13 protein-coding genes and 2 rRNA genes (1 of these 15 running past the window's edge) are annotated in these 17,506 nt (G+C 68.8%); 8 read left to right on the top strand and 7 right to left on the bottom strand.

Annotated elements, in window-relative coordinates:
* The 3 genes from OG624_RS19440 to OG624_RS19430 form a co-directional block, all read left to right on the top strand.
* Positions 1-2,530 (top strand): 23S ribosomal RNA (locus tag OG624_RS19440); it begins 593 nt to the left of the window's first position.
* A 78-nt stretch (positions 2,531-2,608) separates the two neighbouring features.
* Positions 2,609-2,726 (top strand): 5S ribosomal RNA (rrf, locus tag OG624_RS19435).
* Positions 2,727-2,856: 130 nt separating this feature from the next.
* A complete protein-coding gene (locus OG624_RS19430; protein WP_352163903.1) occupies positions 2,857-3,414 on the top strand; it encodes a GNAT family N-acetyltransferase in 558 nt (185 codons plus the stop codon).
* A gap of 14 nt (positions 3,415-3,428) precedes the next feature.
* On the opposite strand, the gene OG624_RS19425 is transcribed toward OG624_RS19430, so the two are convergent.
* The 6 genes from OG624_RS19425 to OG624_RS19400 form a co-directional block, all read right to left on the bottom strand.
* The gene (locus tag OG624_RS19425) at positions 3,429-4,943 is read right to left on the bottom strand and encodes a type VI secretion protein (protein WP_371639636.1); all 1,515 of its coding nucleotides are present in this window, start codon (positions 4,941-4,943) and stop codon (positions 3,429-3,431) included.
* Between the two features lie 2 nt (positions 4,944-4,945).
* A complete protein-coding gene (locus OG624_RS19420; RefSeq protein ID WP_033227127.1) occupies positions 4,946-6,361 on the bottom strand; it encodes an ATP-binding protein in 1,416 nt (471 codons plus the stop codon).
* A 19-nt stretch (positions 6,362-6,380) separates the two neighbouring features.
* Complete coding sequence (locus OG624_RS19415) at positions 6,381-7,943, bottom strand: SCO6880 family protein (protein WP_033227125.1); 1,563 nt, start codon at positions 7,941-7,943, stop codon at positions 6,381-6,383.
* A complete protein-coding gene (locus OG624_RS19410; RefSeq protein WP_266352382.1) occupies positions 7,940-9,277 on the bottom strand; it encodes a hypothetical protein in 1,338 nt (445 codons plus the stop codon). The genes OG624_RS19415 and OG624_RS19410 overlap by 4 nt, the downstream gene beginning before the upstream one ends.
* Positions 9,267-10,103: a hypothetical protein gene (locus OG624_RS19405; protein ID WP_033227121.1), complete on the bottom strand. Its 837-nt coding sequence runs from the start codon at positions 10,101-10,103 to the stop codon at positions 9,267-9,269. The genes OG624_RS19410 and OG624_RS19405 overlap by 11 nt, the downstream gene beginning before the upstream one ends.
* A gap of 102 nt (positions 10,104-10,205) precedes the next feature.
* On the bottom strand, positions 10,206-10,514 hold the full coding sequence (locus OG624_RS19400; RefSeq protein WP_008742356.1) for a hypothetical protein: 309 nt from the start codon (positions 10,512-10,514) through the stop codon (positions 10,206-10,208).
* 409 nt (positions 10,515-10,923) lie between these two features.
* Here OG624_RS19400 and OG624_RS19395 point away from each other — a divergent pair, with 409 nt between their 5' ends.
* On the top strand, positions 10,924-12,078 hold the full coding sequence (locus OG624_RS19395) for an alpha/beta fold hydrolase (RefSeq protein ID WP_371639635.1): 1,155 nt from the start codon (positions 10,924-10,926) through the stop codon (positions 12,076-12,078).
* 141 nt (positions 12,079-12,219) lie between these two features.
* On the opposite strand, the gene OG624_RS19390 is transcribed toward OG624_RS19395, so the two are convergent.
* Entirely contained in the window at positions 12,220-13,068 is an 849-nt protein-coding gene (locus tag OG624_RS19390; RefSeq protein ID WP_051763899.1) for a pentapeptide repeat-containing protein, read from the bottom strand.
* A 76-nt stretch (positions 13,069-13,144) separates the two neighbouring features.
* Between OG624_RS19390 and OG624_RS19385 the strand changes: the two genes are divergently transcribed.
* The 4 genes from OG624_RS19385 to OG624_RS19370 all read left to right on the top strand — a co-directional run bounded on the left by OG624_RS19385 (position 13,145) and on the right by OG624_RS19370 (position 17,438).
* Entirely contained in the window at positions 13,145-13,753 is a 609-nt protein-coding gene (locus OG624_RS19385; RefSeq protein WP_030728571.1) for a LysE family translocator, read from the top strand.
* 51 nt (positions 13,754-13,804) lie between these two features.
* The gene (locus tag OG624_RS19380; protein WP_371639634.1) at positions 13,805-14,608 is read left to right on the top strand and encodes a thioesterase family protein; all 804 of its coding nucleotides are present in this window, start codon (positions 13,805-13,807) and stop codon (positions 14,606-14,608) included.
* 69 nt (positions 14,609-14,677) lie between these two features.
* Entirely contained in the window at positions 14,678-16,360 is a 1,683-nt protein-coding gene (locus OG624_RS19375; protein ID WP_371639633.1) for a serine/threonine-protein kinase, read from the top strand.
* A gap of 58 nt (positions 16,361-16,418) precedes the next feature.
* Entirely contained in the window at positions 16,419-17,438 is a 1,020-nt protein-coding gene (locus tag OG624_RS19370) for a C40 family peptidase (RefSeq protein WP_266352374.1), read from the top strand.
* Positions 17,439-17,506 lie beyond the last annotated feature (68 nt).

The following is a 17,506-nucleotide window of genomic DNA, read 5'->3' as shown; positions in this document are numbered from 1 at the left end:
ACCTGAAACCGTGTGCCTACAAGCCGTGGGAGCGTCGCCGTTGTTCTTCGGAACAACGGTCGTGACTGCGTGCCTTTTGAAGAATGAGCCTGCGAGTTAGCGGTGTGTAGCGAGGTTAACCCGTGTGGGGAAGCCGTAGCGAAAGCGAGTCCGAACAGGGCGATTGAGTTGCACGCTCTAGACCCGAAGCGGAGTGATCTAGCCATGGGCAGGTTGAAGCGGAGGTAAGACTTCGTGGAGGACCGAACCCACCAGGGTTGAAAACCTGGGGGATGACCTGTGGTTAGGGGTGAAAGGCCAATCAAACTCCGTGATAGCTGGTTCTCCCCGAAATGCATTTAGGTGCAGCGTCGTGTGTTTCTTGCCGGAGGTAGAGCACTGGATAGGCGATGGGCCCTACCGGGTTACTGACCTTAGCCAAACTCCGAATGCCGGTAAGTGAGAGCACGGCAGTGAGACTGTGGGGGATAAGCTCCATGGTCGAGAGGGAAACAGCCCAGAGCATCGACTAAGGCCCCTAAGCGTACGCTAAGTGGGAAAGGATGTGGAGTCGCAGAGACAACCAGGAGGTTGGCTTAGAAGCAGCCACCCTTGAAAGAGTGCGTAATAGCTCACTGGTCAAGTGATTCCGCGCCGACAATGTAGCGGGGCTCAAGCGTACCGCCGAAGTCGTGTCATTGCAGCAATAGGGCCAACGCCCGCTGTGATGGGTAGGGGAGCGTCGTGTGCCGGGTGAAGCAGCAGCGGAAGCTAGTTGTGGACGGTTCACGAGTGAGAATGCAGGCATGAGTAGCGATACACACGTGAGAAACGTGTGCGCCGATTGACTAAGGGTTCCTGGGTCAAGCTGATCTGCCCAGGGTAAGTCGGGACCTAAGGCGAGGCCGACAGGCGTAGTCGATGGACAACCGGTTGATATTCCGGTACCCGCTTTGAAACGCCCAATATCGAATCAGGCGATGCTAAGTCCGTGAAGCCGTTCCGGACCCTTCGGGGAAAGGAAAGTGGTGGAGCCGACGAACCAGACTTGTAGTAGGTAAGCGATGGGGTGACGCAGGAAGGTAGTCCAGCCCGGGCGGTGGTAGTCCCGGGGTAAGGGTGTAGGCCGAGGGGTAGGCAAATCCGTCCCTCATTAAGGCTGAGACCTGATGCCGAGCCGATTGTGGTGAAGTGGATGATCCTATGCTGTCGAGAAAAGCCTCTAGCGAGTTTCATGGCGGCCCGTACCCTAAACCGACTCAGGTGGTCAGGTAGAGAATACCGAGGCGTTCGGGTGAACTATGGTTAAGGAACTCGGCAAAATGCCCCCGTAACTTCGGGAGAAGGGGGGCCATCACTGGTGATCGGACTTGCTCCGTGAGCTGGGGGTGGCCGCAGAGACCAGCGAGAAGCGACTGTTTACTAAAAACACAGGTCCGTGCGAAGCCGTAAGGCGATGTATACGGACTGACGCCTGCCCGGTGCTGGAACGTTAAGGGGACCGGTTAGTGACCTTTCGGGGTTGCGAAGCTGAGAACTTAAGCGCCAGTAAACGGCGGTGGTAACTATAACCATCCTAAGGTAGCGAAATTCCTTGTCGGGTAAGTTCCGACCTGCACGAATGGCGTAACGACTTCTCGACTGTCTCAACCATAGGCCCGGTGAAATTGCACTACGAGTAAAGATGCTCGTTTCGCGCAGCAGGACGGAAAGACCCCGGGACCTTTACTACAGTTTGATATTGGTGTTCGGTTCGGCTTGTGTAGGATAGGTGGGAGACTTTGAAGCAGCCACGCCAGTGGTTGTGGAGTCGCCGTTGAAATACCACTCTGGTCGTGCTGGATGTCTAACCTCGGTCCGTGATCCGGATCAGGGACAGTGTCTGATGGGTAGTTTAACTGGGGCGGTTGCCTCCCAAAGGGTAACGGAGGCGCCCAAAGGTTCCCTCAGCCTGGTTGGCAATCAGGTGTTGAGTGTAAGTGCACAAGGGAGCTTGACTGTGAGACCGACGGGTCGAGCAGGGACGAAAGTCGGGACTAGTGATCCGGCGGTGGCTTGTGGAAGCGCCGTCGCTCAACGGATAAAAGGTACCCCGGGGATAACAGGCTGATCTTCCCCAAGAGTCCATATCGACGGGATGGTTTGGCACCTCGATGTCGGCTCGTCGCATCCTGGGGCTGGAGTCGGTCCCAAGGGTTGGGCTGTTCGCCCATTAAAGCGGTACGCGAGCTGGGTTTAGAACGTCGTGAGACAGTTCGGTCCCTATCCGCTGTGCGCGTAGGAATATTGAGAAGGGCTGTCCCTAGTACGAGAGGACCGGGACGGACGAACCTCTGGTGTGCCAGTTGTCCTGCCAAGGGCATGGCTGGTTGGCTACGTTCGGGAGGGATAACCGCTGAAAGCATCTAAGCGGGAAGCCTGCTTCAAGATGAGTATTCCCACCTCCTTGAGAGGGTAAGGCTCCCAGTAGACGACTGGGTTGATAGGCCAGATGTGGAAGCCCGGTAACGGGTGAAGCTGACTGGTACTAATAGGCCGAGGGCTTGTCCTCAGTTGCTCGCGTCCACTGTGTTAGTTCTGAAATAACGAACAGCTGTGTCAACACCAGCATGTTCAAATTTCATAGTGTTTCGGTGGTCATAGCGTTAGGGAAACGCCCGGTTTACATTCCGAACCCGGAAGCTAAGCCTTTCAGCGCCGATGGTACTGCAGGGGGGACCCTGTGGGAGAGTAGGACGCCGCCGAACAATCATTGCGGAAGCCCCGCACCAGCCCTTATGGGTTCGGTGCGGGGCTTTTCTGTGTTTCAGGACCCGGAATCCCGTATGCGGAAAAACGCTGGTGGGCCGGCCATGGTCGCTCGTTAGGATCCCGAGCATGAGCGATGACTACGTGATCAGGGCCGTACGGGGCGACGAGTGGGAGAAGGTCAAGGAGCTTCGGCTGGTGGCGCTCCGGGATCCCGCCGCGAATGTGGCCTTCCTGGAGACCGAGGAGGGGGCGCTCGCCCAGGGCGACGAGTTCTGGCAGCAGCGTGCCGCGGGCGCTGCCGAGGGGCGAGGCGCCCGGCAGTTCATCGCCGAGGCCCGTGACGGTCGGTGGGTCGGGTCCGTGACCGTGCTCATCGAGGCGCAGGGCGGCACCGACTACTTCGGTGAGGCCATCGAGCAGCAGCAGGGCCACCTGGTCGGGGTGTTCGTCCGCCCCGAGCAGCGAGGCAGCGGGCTCGTGGAGAGGCTGTTCGACGCCGCGCTGGAATGGGCCTGGTCGCTGGAGGAGCCGGCGACCGCGCGAGTGCGGTTGTTCGTGCACGAGGACAACCCGCGGGCGGAGAGCTTCTACCGGCGGTACGGGTTCGAGGCCAGCGGACTGCTGATACCGCTGGAGACCGGCGCGAAGGAGCGGGAGTACGTCCGCACGCGCCCGGGAGCGTGAGCAGGGTCCCCGTTCTAGGGGAGCGTGGCTTCGGGCCAGCGGGAGCGGGCCTGTTCGCGGCTGCGGCACAGGGCGAGCAGGGGGAGCGCCCCCTCGGTCAGGAGTTCCGGGAGCTGGGGGATCGGGGCGACGGCGGCCACATCGTCCAGCACCAGGGAGAGTGGTGGGTCGAGCCGACCGTGGGATGACCGTGCGGCCATGCGGCGGCCGTGCTCGACCACGTGAGAGGCGAGTGCGGTGAGCAAGGGCATCGCACCCGGGTGGGTGCGAGGGTCCTCCAGAGCTTCACCCACCAAGTAGAGGGTGCCCCCCTCGGTCACGAATGATGCCAAGGTGAGCGCATCTGTTCGGTTCGGATTACATGCCTCGCGGATGTGGATCGAGGTCAGGCAGGACAGGGCACGAGCCGTCAGGTTCTGTGCCAGCTCACGGCGTTCGGGGTGGGCGGTGAGAGCACTCTCCAGCTCGCCGGCCGCGCCGGGGGCGGCCTGGGGGTGCGTACGCAGGACGCGCACGGGGTCCTGGGCGCTGTTGCCCTGGGCCCAGCGGTGGAGCAGCTTGAACGGGCGGTCCTCCAGAGCGGCCGCCTGCAGCCAGCTGCGGAGGAGGGTTTCCGCGGTGTCGGCCACGGCAGCGTCCATGCGGGCCTGCGGGCGTACGGGGGCCAGCAGGGCGATCGCGCGGGCCGCGGCGGTGTCACGGTCGACGCAGCCGTCAGCCGGGTTCCAGTGCATGCGGGCCGGGGTGTCGCACAAGTGGGAGGGGTCGTAGAGGAGGACCGGGCCGAGTTTGGCGCGGGCGTCCTTGGTCTCGGCCCAGAGGGTGGGGGAGGAGGTCACGACGAGCGCTGCCCCCTCGATCTCCCGGATGCGGTGTGCGGCGGCGCGGAAGCGGTCGTTCGGGCCCCCGTAGACAAGGCCGTTCGCGTCCGCCGGGTCGTGCGGGAGAGTGGCTGCGGAGGCCGGCTGGGGGGCGTGGCCGAAGCCGTAGCGGTAGGCCCCGTCGGAAGGCGCCGGAGCCGGTGCCGGTGTCGGTGCCGGTTGCGGTGCGGCGGAGCTGCCGCGAGGGCCGGCACCGGCCCCCGCCGCCTCGAACGCCTGCGGGACCGGGGTGGCCGCGGCCGGTTCGGCGGCGGGCGGTACGGGAGATTGTGCGAGCTGTCCGGCGACGGCGCGGCGGGACTTGGTGCGGGCGATCACGCCGATGGCGAAGACGGTGAGGACGAACATCACCAGGAGCTGGCTGACGAACAGGCCCCAGAAGAGACCCCAGCCCGACAGGGCCGCCGGGTCGGTGTCCGGCCAGGCGGCGGCAATGTCGTGCGGTTGCGCTATCAGGGCGCGGACGGCCCCCGGGGTCCGGGTGAAGGTGACCGTGTCGGGCCAGGAGCCCTTCGCCAGGACGGCCGCGAGGCCGGTGGCCGACCAGACGAGGACGGCGAGGCCGAGGAGGAAGGCCAGGAGGCCGACCAGCAGGCCGTCGGGGACGCCGCCGCGCGCGGGGGGCTCCGTACGTCTTGCGTCGTGCATGGTCAGGCCACCGTGGTCGCAGAACCGGGGCCGCCGCGGCGGCGTTCGATGGACAGGGCCCTTTCCTCCGCCTCCAGTTCGGCGGCGAGCATGTCGGCGGGCAGGCGGGTGGGGGCGGAGGACTCGGTCATGGCGCGGTCGGTGAAGACGAGGGGGCGTTCGGCCTCGGTGATCAGGTGTTTGACCACCTGGACGTTGCCGTTGACGTCCCAGACGGCGATGCCCGGGGTGAGGGTCGGGATGATTTCGACGGCCCAGCGCGGGAGGCCCAGGACCCGGCCCGTGGCTCTGGCCTCGTCCGCCTTCTGGGCGTAGATCGTTCGGGTCGAGGCCATTTTGAGGATGGCCGCCGCCTCGCGTGCCGCCGCGCCGTCGACCACGTCCGAGAGGTGGTGGACGACCGCGACGAAGGAGAGGCCCAGGCGCCGGCCGAACTTCAGCAGGCGCTGGAACAGCTGGGCCACGAAGGGGCTGTTGATGATGTGCCAGGCCTCCTCGACCAGGAAGATGCGCTTCTTCCGGTCGGGGCGGATCCAGGTGTGCTCCAGCCAGACGCCGACGATCGCCATGAGGATCGGCATCGCGATGGAGTTGCGGTCGATGTGGGAGAGGTCGAAGACGATCAGTGGGGCGTCGAGGTCGATGCCGACGGTGGTGGGGCCGTCGAACATGCCGCGCAGGTCACCGTCGACGAGGCGGTCGATGACGAGCGCGACGTCGAGGCCCCAGGCCCGGACATCGTCTATGTCGACGTTCATCGCGAGGGCGGATTCGGGCTCGGGGTGGCGCAGTTGTTCCACGATGTCGGTCAGGACCGGCTGGCGCGTGGTGATGGTCTCCACGACGTAGGCGTGCGCGACCTTCAGGGCGAAGCCCGAGCGCTCGTCCAGGCCGTGGCCCATGGCCACCTCGATGATGGTCCGGAGCAGCGCGAGCTGACCGGTCGCGGTGATGGCCGGGTCGAGGGGGTTGAGGCGGATCCCGTCGTCGTTGGCGGCGATGGGGTCCAGGCGGATGGGGGTTATCCCCAGCTGCTGGGCGATCAGGTTCCACTCACCGACGCCGTCCTCGCCCTGGGCGTCGAGGACGACGACCTGGCGGTCCTTGAAGCGGAGCTGGCGTAGGACGTAGGTCTTCTCCAGGGCGGACTTGCCGTTTCCGGATTCGCCGAGGACCAGCCAGTGGGGGGCCGGGAGCTGCTGTCCGTACAGCTGGAAGGGGTCGTAGATGTAGCCCTTGCCGCTGTAGACCTCGCGGCCGATGATGACGCCGGAGTCGCCGAGGCCGGGGGCGGCGGTGGGCAGGTAGACGGCTTGCGCCTGCCCGGTGGAGGTGCGGACGGGCAGGCGCGTGGTTTCGACTTTGCCGAAGAGGAAGCTGGTGAAGGCGTCCGTCAGGGCGGACATGGGATCTCGCATGGGCGGCACTTCCCTCCAGCTAGCGTCGGATGCCGGTGGCGAACGGCAAGGTGTTGACGAAGGCGCGGTGGTGCTCGCGGTCGCACCATTCCAGCTTCAGGTAGGACTTGCCGGCGGAGGCGCGGATCGTCCGCTTGTCGCGGGCGAGGGCCTCCGGCGAACGCGAGGACACCGTGATGTACCCGACGAGGTTGACTCCTGCCGCACCGCTGGCGAGATCTTCACCTCTTTGGTCGAGCCGGCCGTGGGCGGCGATGTCGCGGGGGTCGACGGTGCGGTTCATCTTGGCGGCGCGGGAGGCGTCGGCCTCGTCGTTGGTCTTCTCGGTGAGCATGCGCTCGATGGCGACCTCGGTGGGCTCCAGGTCCATGGTGACGGCGACCGTACGGATCACGTCGGGGGTGTGGACGAGCAGCGGGGCGAGGAAGTTGACGCCCACGGGCGTCATCGGCCACTCCTTGACCCAGGCGGTGGCGTGGCACCAAGGGGCGCGGGTGGAGGACTCGCGGGTCTTGGCCTGGAGGAAGGTGGGCTCCACGGCGTCCAGCTCAGCGGGCCAGGCGTTGCGCTTGGTCATGGCCTGGATGTGGTCGATGGGGTGGTCCGGGTCGTACATGGAGTGCACGAGGGAGGAGAGGCGGCCCTGGCCGAGGGGCTGGCGGACGCGGATGTCGGCCTCGGCGAGGCGGGCGCAGATGTCGGTGAGCTCGCGGGCCATGACGATGGCGAGGCCGGCGTCGCGGTCGAGCTTGCGGCCCTTGTGGGGGGTGCCGGCGCGGGCGATGGCGTTGGCCTCGGCGGCGAGGTCGCGCGTGTAGTGCATGCAGGCGACGAGGTACGCGCGGTGCTGCTCGGAGGAGGTGGACACCATCGACTGGAGCTGGTCGTAGGAGTCGCGGAGCCAGCCGGGGGCCTGGGTGTCCCCGCGCTGGGCCACGTCCTTGGCGTGCGCGTCCGGGTCGGCGGGGAGGGTGCGGGCGAGCATCTGGAGGCGGGTGACGAAGCCGTCGCCGTTGGCCACGTGCTTGAGGAGGGTGCCGAAGCGGTCGACGAGGGCTTCCTGGTCCTCGCTGTCGCGCAGGCCGACGCCGGGGCCCTCGATCTCGATGGCGGCGGTGACGGTACGGCGGTCCGCGTGCAGGAGGACGGCGATCTCGTCGGGGCCGAAGGGGGCGGCGAGCCAGCTGATGCGGCCGATGCCGGGGGGCGGGCCGACCTCGACCTCGCGGCCGTCGGAGCCGCGGATGCCGGCTTCCATGGCGCCCGAGCGGTAGGTCGTGCCGCGGCGCAGGGTGCGCTTGTAGCTGCGGCTGATCTCGAACCAGCGGTAGAAGGTGCGGCCCTTGTACGGGACGTACACGGCGGCGAGCGCGATCATGGGGAAGCCGGCGAGGCTGACGATGCGCAGGGTGAGGTCGGGGACGAGCAGTCCGCTCATCATGCCGAAGAACGCCCCGGCGATGATCAGGGCGATCTCGCCGGTCTCGCGGTTCTTGCCGACGATCGCGTTCGGCCGGGCGCGGCCGATGAGATACGTGCGGCGGGGCGCGACCGGGTGCATCTGGTGGGACTGGGTCGTCAACGCCCGTCACCTCCTGTGTTCCTCGTGCTCGAGCTCGTGCGGGGCGGGGGTGCGGCGGAGGGGACAGATCCGCCGCCGCCGGCTCCGCCGCCGGAGGTGGGTCGGCTGCTGTGGGCGGCCACGCCTCCGGAGAGGGGGTTGGCGGGGCGGGGGGCGTTGTTGCCGCCGCTGCCGCCGTCGCCGCGGTGGGCGCCGCGGCTGCTGTGGGTCTTGATGCCCTGCGAGACGAGGGAGGCCGGGGAGCTGATGACGGCGGCCGCCTGGGCGCCGTCGGTGGCCTTGCTGCGGTTGGAGCGGGCGGAGGCGATCTCGTCGCCGAAGCCGGGGACGAAGCGGTAGATCATCGCGGAGGCGAAGATCGCCAGGAGGATGATGGCGAGGCCGGTGACGACGGCGGAGAAGGCGTTGGGGCCCTTCTCTCCGGTCAGGGCGCCGGCGAGGCCGAGGACGATGACGATGACCGGCTTCACGAGGATGACGGCGATCATGATGCCGGCCCAGCGGCGGACGTGGCCCCAGAGGTTGCGGTCGACGAGCCCTGCGTAGACGACGACGCCGAGGAGGGCGCCGACGTAGAGGAGGGCGGCCCGGATGAACAGCTCCAGGTAGAGCACGCCGGCGGCGAGGACGGTGACGAGTGCGACGACGATCAGCATGATCGGGCCGCCGCCGATGTCGTCGCCCTTCTTGAGGGCTTCGGAGAAGGAGCCGAAGAAGACGTCGGTCTGGCCGCCGGTGGCGGAGGCGATGACCGCGGTGACGCCGTCGGTGGCGGAGACGACGGTGTAGAGGACGAGGGGGGTGAAGGCGGAGGCGAGGACGGTGAGCCAGAGGAAGCCGATGGCTTCGGACATGGCGGTGGTGAGGGGGACGCCGCGGACGGCTCGCTTGGCGACGGCGAAGAGCCAGAGGACGAGGGTGAGGATGGTGGAGGCGGCGAAGACGACGGAGTACTGCTTGAGGAAGGCGGGGTTGGTGAAGTCGACCTCGGCCGAGCCGTTCACCGCTTCGCTGAGCTTGGTGACGATCCAGGAGGCGGCGTCGGCGCAGCCGCGGGCGAGGGAGGCCAGGGGGTTGAGGGCGTCCCCGCTGGTGGAGTCGAGCCCTCTGCCGGAAGTGCCGCCCGTTGCCGCGCCGTCGCCTTTGAGGCAGTACTCCTTGGCCGAGCCGAACAGGAGATCGCAGTCCTTGTTCGCGGCCGGCGCCGAGGGGGACGGTGTCGCCGTCGGGCTCGGTGTGGGAGCGGCGTGGGCGGTGGACGCCATGGCTACGACGGCGAGGTGGGCGGAGGCGATCAGGCTCAGCCGGGCGGGCAGCCGGCGGTCAGCGGGCATAGGTGAATCCCCCGAATTCCTTGATGGCCTTGCTCATGTCGTCCGACGTCGACACGGGGACATCGCCGGGTACCGGGGCGGGCCCGTCCTGCTGGGTGTCGTCGATGACTCTCCAGCCTTCGCCGATCCAGCTCAGTTCGAAGGTCCAGGTCTTCCAGAGGGTCCGCACGGGGTCGGTGGACTTGGGGCCGGACATGCCGATCAGACCGGTGTACCAGACGGCGATCTTGGCTGTGGTCGGGGTGTAGCTCTCCACGCGGGTGCCGATGGGGACGGTACGGGTGACGAAGACGCTGCCCTGCGGGGCGTTGCCGTTGGCGTCGAGTCCCATTCTGGCGAGGAAGTCGGCCGAGTAGGCCTCGTCCTGAGGGCCTTTCAGGCGGGCTGCCACGTCAGGTGCGTAGATCCCGTCCACCAGGGTGTGCCGGGTGTTCTTCTTGAACATGGCGTCGGAGCCGAGCGCCACGGCGAAGTTGGCGGCGGCCGACTGGGCGCCCTGTTCGTCGTGGGCGAAGCCCTTGGGGATGCCCGCCGTTCTGTCCGTCACCGGGTTCGTGCCCGTGGCTGCCGTGGAGGAGTCCGTCGGGGGTTTGTCCGAGGCGGGGTCCGATTTGGTGTCCGGGGCCGAGTTGGCGAAGGCGATGGCGGCGATCAGGAGGACCACCACGCCGACCACGGTGATCAGGCTGCGGGAGGCGCGGGGGGTGCGGCGGGTCGGGCCGTACGGGTCGGTCGGGGAGTCCGGGAGGCGGGTGCGGGTCTGGCCGGTGCCGCCGACCTCGCCGTAGCCGCCGGCGCCGCCGCCGTACTGGTCGTCGTTGCTCATTCCCTGTCCGCCCCCTCCGCGTCGTACGACGGTAGCGCTGGTTCCCGCGTGGATGTGGTGTCGTGATGCGTCATCAGCTACGGGGCCCGGCGCGTGACCCGGCTAGACGGCCATCCCGTAGACGATCGTGAACAGCGTCCCGAGGGAGCCGATGATGAAGACTCCGGTCAGCCCGGCCACGATCAGGCCCTTGCCCTGTTCGGCGCTGAACGTGTCGCGCAGGGCGGTCGCGCCGATGCGCTGTTTGGCCGCCCCCCAGATGGCGATGCCCAGGCAGAGCAGGATCGCGACGGCCATGACCACCTCGATCATGACCTTCGCTTCGTTGCCGAGACTGCCGAACGGCCCCCAGTTCGGGGCGATTCCGCCGATGATGGTGGTGATGTCGCCCTTTTCGGCTGCCAGGATCATGTAACTCACCGCCCCTGTAAGGGTAGTTCCGGAAGCCCCTTGCCCGACGGCAGGGGTCACGCACTATCTTCGCTGATGAAACCGCCGCCGTCGTCGACTTGACGGCTCTCTTTACCCGATATCGCGGCTCACGCACCGCTTCCGCGCTCTGACCTGGGCAGGGGCGGTGCGTAGGCGCGAGAACATGCGGTCACTCTGTGTATCACGGGGGGTGACGCCGGGCAATGATTGTCGTCTCGACGTACGGGGGGTGGGGTGAGGGGCCGCCGTTCGGAGCAGTGGTGTGCGTGTCCTTGGGCCGGCCCGCCGACATGCGTCGGATCCTCTTCCTGTCGTTTCATCGGTGCGCGGGAGCGTGCCGATGCAGTGGTCGGCGGGGTTGTCAGTGGGGTGCGGCAGGCTGGGGAGCATGACGATTCCTTGGACTCTTGCGGACCTCGAGGCGGCCATCCGGGCGGGATGGTCGGCCGAGACCTGCGAGCCCTCCGACATCACGAAGATCCCCTGGACTCCGGAGAATCCGGGTTGGGGGCACTGTGACATCACGGCGCTCGTGGTGCAGGACCTCGTGGGTGGGGACCTGATGCTGGGTGAGGTGTTCCACGACGGCCGGCAGGAGGGCTATCACTGGTGGAACGTGCTGCCCGGGGGCGTCCGTATCGATCTGACGCGGGAACAGTTCCGGCGGGGGGAGACGGTCACGCCGGGGCGGATCGTGAAGCGGCCTCCGGGGCGGTTGCGCAGGCGGTGGGAGGAGTACCAGCTGCTGCGGCAGCGGGTCATCGACAAGCTGGGGCCGTTGCCGGGGGTGATGGTGGCCCCGGACGGGCGGCGGCTCGCCTATACGGACTTCGGGGGGCCGGGGGCGCCGCTGCTGGCGCTGCACGGGCACTTCGAGGCGGGGGCGACGGCCTTCGAGGGGCTGGCCCAGGAGGTGGGTCCGGCGTGGCGGGTGATCGCCCTGGACCAGCGGGGGCACGGGAGGTCCGACCGGGCGGCGGAGTACACGCGGGACGGGTACGTGGCGGACGCGGCCCTGCTGCTGGAGCAGTTGGGGCTGGGGCCGGCGGTGGTCCTGGGGCACTCGCTGGGCGGGGTCAACGCGTACCAGCTCGCGGCGCGGCGGCCGGACCTGGTGCGGGCGGTGGTGGTCGAGGACATCGGGGCGGTGGTCGACGGCGACCTGTCGTTCGTACGACAGTGGCCCGGGCGGGCGGCGACCCGGGCCGGGTTCCTGGCGGGGACGGGGAGCTCGGCGCCGTACCTGGAGGGGTCCCTGCAGGAGTACCCGGACGGGTGGGGGACCGCGTTCGAGGCGGAGGACATGGTGGAGTCCCAGCGGGAGCTGAACGGGGACCACTGGGCGGACTGGCTGGGGGTGCGGAAGCCGACGCTGCTGGTGCGGGGGGATCGGAGCGGGGTGCTGTCGGCGGAGCACGCGCGGGAGATGACGGTGCGGAGGGCGGGGGTGCGGTTGGTGGAGCTCCCGGCGGGGCACTCCGTGCGGGTCGGGGACCCGGAGGGGTTCTTCGCCGCCGTGCGGGGGTTTTTGGCGCGGGTGTGAGGGTGCGGGGGTGCGGGGCTGGGCGGGTGCGGCGCCGTTGCTGGGGCTCCGCCCCAGACCCCGCGCCTCAAACGCCGGCGGGGCTGGATGGGGGCGGGGCTTGAAGGGCGCCTCGAACGCCGGCGGGGCTGAAAGCGGGGGTCAGGTCCAGTGGGTGGGGCGGGTGAGGGTGGGGGGGATTCGGGTCGTCGGGTCGCCCTGGGCCGCGTTCAGCTGGGGCTGGGTGAGGAAGACGGCCTCGCGCAGGTCCGCGCCCCGGAGGTCGGTGTCGCGGAGGTCCGCGCCGATCAGGTCGGCCGTGCGGAGGTCGGCGCGGGTGAGGTCGGCGGCGATCAGGTAGGCGCCGCGGAGGTTCGCGCCGCGGAGGTCGGCTCCGGAGAGGCGGGCGCCCATCAGGTCCGCGCCGCGGTGGTTCTTCTTGCGTCCCGGGACCTTCGCCCGTACGAGTTCGCTCGTCTTCAGGAGCAGGGTGTTGATCTGTTGCCGGAGCGCGCCGACGTCCAGGTCCACCAGGGCCTCCGCGTCGGCCCGGGTCCATTCCGCGGTCTCCGCCAGGGCCCGGCGCAGGTCCGCGTGGATCGGAGCGGCGGCCGGGAGGGTCAGGGCCTCGCTGACGTAGAAGAGCAGCTCGTGCAGTTGCCGCAGTACCGGGAAGACCTCGAACATCCGGCGGGCCGTGCCGGGGTGGGCGCGCCAGTCGCGGCCGCCGAAGGTGACCTGGGAGACCTGCTGTCCCGCGCCGAAGCAGTCGAAGACGGTGCAGCCCTGGAAGCCCTTGTCGCGAAGCCGGGTGTGGATCCCGCAGCGGAAGTCCTGCTGGAGGTTGCCGCAGGGGGTTCCGGCGGGCTTGTTCACGGCGAAGTCGTGGGACTTGGCGAAGGGCAGGGCCACGCAGCAGAGCGCGAAGCAGTTCGCGCAGTCGGCCTGCAGGACCGGCAGGGGGGCGGGCGCGGGGGCGGGGGTGGCGGGGCTACTGGGCACGTCGTCCATTGTCCCCCGTCGCGCGTGCGTCCTCGGCTGTCCGGAATGGCTTGATCCACGGAGCCGGGACGGTGAGCATCCCCGTATGACAGAAGTGATCGCAGTCGCCGTCATCACCCTTCTCGCCGTGATCAGTCCCGGCGCCGATTTCGCCATGGTGGTCCGTAACAGCTATCTGTACGGGCGTCCCACCGGGTTGTTCGCCGCCGCGGGCGTCGCGGCCGGTGTGCTGGTCCACGTCTCCTACACGATGCTCGGGGTCGGTCTGCTGATCGCCTCCTCCACCGCGCTGTTCACCGCGATCAAGCTGGCGGGTGCGGCCTATCTGGTGTGGATCGGGATACGTACCTTCCGGGCGCGGGCCGAGCTGACCGTGGACCTGGAGTCGAAGCCGCAGCTGACCCGGCTGGGGGCGATGAGGTCGGGGTTCCTGACCAATGTGCTCAATCCGAAGACGACGCTGTTCGTGGTGTCGACCTTCACGCAGGTGGTGAACCCGCAGACGCCGGTGTGGCAGCAGGTGGGCTACGGGCTGTTCATGTCGGCGGCGCACCTGGGCTGGTTCGGGGCGGTGGCGCTGTTCTTCTCCGTCTCGCGGTTGCGCGACCGGATGCTGAAGGCGCAGAAGGCGCTGAATCGGGCCATCGGGTCGGTGCTGGTGGGGCTGGGGGTGGGGCTGGGGTTCGCCCGCTGAGGCGGGCGCAGGGGCTGGTGGCCTGGGTTACCTGTCGGTAGCGTGGCCGGTATGGGTGCTGCCGAGGGGTACGAGGGATTCTTCGAGAGGGTCGACGCCGGGCGGTTCCTGGCCACCGAGTACACGCGGGGGCCGTGGGACCCGGGGTCGCAGCACGCCGGGCCGCCGGCCGCGCTGCTCGGGCGGGCCGTCGAGGAGCGGCCGGGTGCGCGGACGGACATGCGGGTCGCCCGCATCACGTACGAGATCCTGCGCCCGGTGCCGATCGGCGAGCTGGAGATCACCACCGGTGTGCTGCGGGCCGGGCGCGGGACCGAGGTCATCGAGGCGACCCTCGCGCCGGTGGGCGGCGCGCCCGTGATGCTGGCGCGGGCCCTGCGGATCCGGGTCGCGCCGGAGGCCGTACCGGCCGTGGTCCCGGGGCCGCAGCTGCCGCCGCCCGGGGAGGTGGAGGTGACGCCGTTCTTCCCGGTGCCGTGGGAGGTCGGCTACCACTCGGCCATGGAGACCCGGTTCACCGAGGGCGCCTTCGTCGAACTGGGCCCCGGCACCTGCTGGATGCGGATGAAGGTGCCGCTCATCGCCGGGGAGGAGCCCAGGCCGCTGGACCGGGTGCTGATCGCCGCCGACTCGGGGAACGGGATCAGTTCGGTGATGGACTTCGGGCGGTACGTGTTCATCAACGGTGACCTGACCGTGCACCTGCACCGCCATCCCGTGGGCGAGTGGGCGTGCGTGGAGGCCCGTACGAGTGTGGACGCGGCGGGGATCGGGCTCGCGGACGCGCGGTTGCACGACGAGAAGGGGCCGATCGGGCGGAGCGCGCAGAGTCTGTTCGTGGCGCCGCGTTCCTAGTCGGATCCTGGCTCCGTTGCGCTCAACCCGCCTGGGTGCAGCGGAAGTCGGTGTGGCAGGCTCGGGCTGGTGGAGGCCCTGAGAGACGTCGACCCCGCCCGGATCGGGGCGCATGCGCTGTTGGCCCGGCTCGGTGCCGGAGGGATGGGGCAGGTCTACCTGGCACGGTCGCCCGGTGGGCGCCTCGTCGCGGTGAAGGTGATCCGGGACGAGATCACCGGGCATCCGGAGGCCCTGGCCCGGTTCCGGCGTGAGGCCGAGACCGTGCGTGCGGTGCGGTCGGCGTACACGGCGAACCTGATCGACGCCTCGCTGGCGGTGGCGCCGTACTGGCTGGCGACCGAGTACGTGGCGGGCCCGACGCTCGGTCATGCCGTGGCGGAGCGGGGCGGCCTGCCCGCCGACACCTGCCGGCGGTTGTTCGCGGCGCTGGCGGAGGGGCTCGCGAGTGTGCACGCGTACGGGGTGACGCACCGGGACCTCAAGCCGCAGAACGTCATTCTGGGCGCGCAGGGGCCGCAGCTCATCGACTTCGGCATCGCGCGGGGCGTCGGCGAGACGGCTCTCACGCAGGACGGGCAGGCTCCGGGCACGCCGGGGTACAGCGCGCCCGAGGTGTTGCTGGGTGCGGAGGCCGGGGCGGCGGCGGACGTCTTCGCGCTGGGCGCGACCCTCGCGTACGCGGCGACCGGGCGGCCGCCGTTCGGTACGGGCGTGGCGACGACGGTGAGCTACCGGTCGGTGCACGAGCCGGTCGACGTGGTCGGGGTGGAGCCGGGTCTGGCGGGTCTGATCGAGGCGTGCGTGGCGAAGGATCCGGCAGTGCGGCCGGGCCTGCGCGAGGTCATCGAGCGCTGCGGGGTCCGGGACGCGCTGATCGACGATCCGGTGTACCTCGGGCTCGGTGCGTTGGGCGAGGCCGTGCCGGTGCACGAGATGCGGACGCAGGGGCCGGGGTTGGCGCACGGCTACACCCCGACCCAGGTCGCGGCGGGGGCCGCGGTCGTGGTCACACCGGGGCGCGGGCGGATGCGTCGTACGGGCGTGTGGATGGCCGTCGGGGTCGCGGCGGTGGTCGGGGTCGTGGCGGTGTGGAAGGTGCCGTTGGGGGGTCAGGGAGGTCCGGGGGGCGAGGACGACCGGGCCGGCGGGCGGGACCAGGACCGGAGCCCCGCCGTGCGGACGCCCGCCGCCGGTGAGGCGGGCCCGGGCGCTTCCGCGTCGAAGTCCCCGGCCGGTCCGCCCACGTACATCAGGCAGACCGAGCCCAACCTCGACGACTACAACCCCATCCATCGTGCCTGCGCCCGGACCGACGCGGAGGACGGCATGTTGGACTTCCAGACCTCGGTGCCCCGGACCATCGACGACCCGCAGCTGAGGTCGGGCAAGGTGAGGATCGCCTTCCGGGTCAAGAACGCGCTCCCCGACGTGCCGCCGTACTACGTGGCCGTCGTCGTGAAGCCGCAGCACGAGGTCGACGAGAACGGCCGGTCCACCGCGGTGACCGACAATCGGCAGCTCGGTTTCGTTGCCAAGGCCCAAGACCTGTACGAAGGTGACGAGGTGGAGTGGAAGTCCGTCACGTACCCGGACGACTTCTCCATGCGGCTGAACGGAAAGACCGTCAAAGCACCTCCGCTGTCGCAGGATCCCGGCGGCTGGACGGTGGTGTTCCGGCATGCCGTCTCGGATACGGAACACACGACATTGGTCTGCGATGGCTTCGACAGCGGGCCGCAAAAGGGATAAATCCGACACGTCACGGTGAATCCCGGTGAGAGACCGGCCGATGGGGGAGGGTTGACGGGTGCGCAGATTCTGGGTGATCGGCGGGATCGGCTTCGGGGCGTGTCTGTGCTTCGTGGCTCTCCTCGTGGTCGGTACGTACTCGGCCGCCGCGGGCATCGCCAACGCCGGCGGCCGTCAGGTCGGGCTGGCCAAGGGCGCCGTACCGGGGAAGTACCAGGCCCTGGTGCAGAAGTGGGGCGTTCTCTGCCCGACCCTGAGTCCGGCCATCCTCGCCGCGCAGCTCTACTCGGAGAGCGGCTGGAACCCGACCATCGTGAGTCCAGCCGATGCGCGGGGTATCGCCCAGTTCATCCCCGGGACCTGGGCCACGCACGGGATCGACGGGGACGGTGACGGCGACCGCGACATCTGGGACCCGAACGACGCCATTCCCTCGGCCGCTTCGTACGACTGCGAACTCGCCCGGTACGTGCGCAAGGTGCCCGGGGATCCCGTGGCGAACATGCTGGCCGCCTACAACGCCGGCCCCGGTGCGGTGACGCAGCACCAGGGTGTGCCGCCGTTCCGCGAGACGCAGGGGTACGTGAAGGCCATCACGACGCTGGCCAAGAGTTTCGAACGGCCCGTCGGGCGGGTGGCGCCCTCGCAACAGGCCGCCGGGGCGATCTACTTCGCGCAGAAGCAGCTCGGCACGCCGTATCTGTGGGGTGGCAACGGGACGCCCGATCAGGACGGACGGTTCGACTGTTCCGGGTTGACCAAGGCCGCGTACGAGACCGTCGGCATCGAGTTGCCGCGCGTGGCGAACGACCAGTACAACGCCGGGCCGCATCCCTCGCGGGATCAACTCCTGCCCGGTGACCTCGTCTTCTTCTCCGATGATCTGACGAACTCCCGGGAGATCCGGCACGTCGGGCTCTACGTGGGCGGCGGGTACATGATCAACGCCCCGTACACGGGCGCCGTGATCCGTTTCGACAAGATCGACACCCCGGACTACTTCGGTGCGACGCGCGTGACCAAGGACGGTGCGGAGGCGCTGCCGGAGCGACCCGAAGCCGGTCGCTCGGCTTCGTAACTCACCGTAAGGCAAAGGCCCTGAGCTGCGACGATGAGTCACTCTTCGATAACGTTGGAGTGATCATT

This window comes from Streptomyces virginiae (assembly GCF_041432505.1).
Lineage (GTDB): Bacteria > Actinomycetota > Actinomycetes > Streptomycetales > Streptomycetaceae > Streptomyces > Streptomyces virginiae_A.
Note: the sequence above shows the minus strand (reverse complement) of the source record. Positions and strands in the feature narration are given on the sequence as shown.